The 2540-nt window shown below is 37.9% G+C and carries 4 protein-coding genes; 3 read left to right on the top strand and 1 reads right to left on the bottom strand.

All coding sequences use genetic code 11. The annotated features are described in order from the left end of the window. Positions 1-79: 79 nt before the first annotated feature. On the top strand, positions 80-514 hold the full coding sequence (locus tag WB217_RS18130; RefSeq protein WP_335430282.1) for an Rrf2 family transcriptional regulator: 435 nt from the start codon (positions 80-82) through the stop codon (positions 512-514). Positions 515-685: 171 nt separating this feature from the next. On the opposite strand, the gene WB217_RS18125 is transcribed toward WB217_RS18130, so the two are convergent. Beyond that, positions 686-1045 carry a winged helix-turn-helix transcriptional regulator gene (locus WB217_RS18125; protein ID WP_423994700.1) on the bottom strand — a complete coding sequence of 120 codons (360 nt, stop codon included), beginning with the start codon at positions 1043-1045 and terminating at the stop codon, positions 686-688. Positions 1046-1297: 252 nt separating this feature from the next. On the opposite strand from WB217_RS18125, the gene hxlA reads away from it, so the two are divergent. Together hxlA and hxlB are read left to right on the top strand one after the other, a co-directional pair. Next, a complete protein-coding gene (hxlA, locus tag WB217_RS18120; RefSeq protein ID WP_335430280.1) occupies positions 1298-1930 on the top strand; it encodes a 3-hexulose-6-phosphate synthase in 633 nt (210 codons plus the stop codon). Between the two features lie 8 nt (positions 1931-1938). Then, complete coding sequence (hxlB, locus tag WB217_RS18115) at positions 1939-2496, top strand: 6-phospho-3-hexuloisomerase (RefSeq protein WP_423994699.1); 558 nt, start codon at positions 1939-1941, stop codon at positions 2494-2496. The last annotated feature ends 44 nt before the right edge of the window (positions 2497-2540 follow it).

Genomic DNA, 2540 nt, shown 5'->3' with positions numbered 1-2540 from the left:
GTATAATATAAAGGGTGTAACCACTTTTATTACAAGAAAAGATTTATCCTTATGGAAATGCAAGAAAGGTGATGAATAAATGTCCATTAGCAGCCGATTTGCTGTAGGCGTTCATATATTATCTCTTATAGAGTTTAATAAAGACGGTGTAAGTTCATCTGAATATTTAGCAGAAAGTGTAAACACAAATCCAGCACTTATCAGGAAAATTATTGGAATGCTAAAGAAAGCAGGGTTAGTAGAGGTACATCCTGGTATTCCGGGAACTAAGCTTGCAAGGAATTTATCTGACATTACTCTGTTAGATGTATATAAGGCAGTTAATGTCGTACAGGATAATGAGTTGTTTAATGTTCATGAAAGTCCAAATCCTAAATGTCCTGTAGGAAGAAACATTCAAAATACGATCATTCCTATATTGTCTGCCGCACAATTAGCGATGGAAAAGGTCTTAGGAAATGTAACCATCGAGTATGTAGTTAAGGATATGCTTGAAAAAGAAAAAATAAAATAACAACTAGTCATAGTTTTAATAAAGGTATGTCATTACTTATTTGCAATTACAATTTAATAGATAGGCTTTGTCAGCCTTTTACAAGGCTAACAAAGAAAAAGGGGCAATGCTATATCACATTGCCCCTTTCTATATTGTGGTGCTATTTGTACCGGTTTATTTAGTCAAATTTTAATTAATTGACTCTTTCTTAGGGTTTACCCCTACTGTCTCCATATAGTCTTTACCCCATTTATACATAGCATCAAGAATCGGCATCAAGCTTCTCCCCTGTTCAGTGAGGGAGTATTCCACTTTTGGAGGAACAACCGGGTAAACTTTCCGCTCTACTATCAAGTCTTCTTCCAGTTCACGCAATTGGTTCACAAGCATCCTTTGCGTGATTCCTGGCATGAGAGCCTTCAATTCACCAAATCGCTTGGTTCCTTCTTTCCCTAGATGCCATAATATAAGCATTTTCCACTTACCACCGATAACTGATAGCGTCAATTCCTTTTCACAGTTAAAGATCTTATCCTGCATTCGTGACATTTCACTCACCTCTATGGTTATTATACCCCATAGTATACTTTTTAGCACTATGTAAAATAAAAGTGCGTACTTCCACTAAAAGATTATAGGTTGTATACTTGCAATTGTTCAGCGATTGGGAACATCATCAATCCCGACTGCTGGTACAGATAATACTCCAAAAGGATAATTTTACTGAAAAGGATCTATTTAATTTTGGAGACAGTATAACTGTACGAAAAATCCGAAAAAAATTAATAGGAGTGAATATAGATGGAATTACAATTAGCTTTAGATTTAGTCAATATTCCAGAAGCAATTGAGCTTGTTAAAGAAGTGGGGGAACATATCGATATCGTTGAAATCGGTACCCCAGTCGTAATCAACGAGGGTCTTCATGCAGTAAAGGCAGTAAAAGAAGCATTCCCTAATTTAAAGGTTTTAGCAGACCTGAAAATCATGGACGCTGCTGGTTATGAAGTGATGAAAGCCTCTGAAGCAGGTGCTGATATTATTACGATTCTAGGCACAGCCGAAGATATGTCTATTCAAGGTGCTGTAGAAGAAGCGAAAAAACAAGGCAAAAAAATCCTTGTTGATATGATCGCTGTTAAAGATCTGGCTGCCCGCGCTAAAGAAGTCGATGCAATGGGTGTAGACTATATTTGTGTCCACACCGGCTACGATCTTCAAGCAGTAGGTAAAAACTCTTTTGAAGATCTGCAAACCATTAAAAGTGTTGTAAAAAATGCAAAAACTGCAATCGCAGGCGGCATTAAATTAGAAACACTTCCAGAAGTTATTAAAGTAAATCCAGACCTTGTCATTGTTGGCGGCGGTATTACAGGTCAAGCTGATAAAAAAGCTGCAGCAGCAACAATGCAAGAAATGATCAAAAAAGGGTAAGGTCGAGCATGCATACGTCACAATATTTAGCTAAGATCTTAAAAGAGTTAATCAGAACAACTGACCTCATTCCGGATGAAGAAGCTGAGAAATTGGTTAATGGGATTCTTGAAGCAAAAAAAGTGTTTGTAGCTGGCGCAGGTAGATCTGGATTTATGGCCAAGTCATTTGCGATGCGAATGATGCATATGGGCATAGATGCTTATGTACCAGGCGAAACGGTGACCCCTAACTTTGAAAAAGATGACATCTTGATCATCGCTTCAGGTTCAGGAGAAACGAAAAGCCTTGTTTCCATGTCAGAGAAAGCAAAAAGTATAGGTGGAACGATTGCCGCCGTAACGATTTTCCCCGAATCCACAATCGGAAAAATAGCGGATATAAAGATTAAGTTACCTGGTTCACCCAAGGATCAATCGGAAGGTGATTATAAAACCATTCAGCCTATGGGCTCATTGTTCGAGCAAACTCTTTTACTATTCTGCGATGCTGTCATTCTGAGGTTCATGGAGAAAAAGGGCTTGGATACGAATAAGATGTATGGCAAACACGCCAATTTAGAATAAAACATTGATTGTCTATGAGAGACCGCAAACTATCCATGCAAGAT

The organism is Mesobacillus sp., assembly GCF_049588175.1.
In the GTDB taxonomy this organism is placed as follows: Bacteria; Bacillota; Bacilli; order Bacillales; family Cytobacillaceae; genus Mesobacillus.
Note: the sequence above shows the minus strand (reverse complement) of the source record. Positions and strands in the feature narration are given on the sequence as shown.

Excerpts from the sequence above, each read along its gene's own strand:
- WB217_RS18130 (WP_335430282.1), top strand. The coding sequence starts at position 80 with ATGTCCATTAGCAGCCGATTTGCTGTAGGCGTTCATATATTATCTCTT.
- WB217_RS18125 (WP_423994700.1), bottom strand. The coding sequence starts at position 1,045 with ATGTCACGAATGCAGGATAAGATCTTTAACTGTGAAAAGGAATTGACG.
- hxlA (WP_335430280.1), top strand. The coding sequence starts at position 1,298 with ATGGAATTACAATTAGCTTTAGATTTAGTCAATATTCCAGAAGCAATT.
- hxlB (WP_423994699.1), top strand. The coding sequence starts at position 1,939 with ATGCATACGTCACAATATTTAGCTAAGATCTTAAAAGAGTTAATCAGA.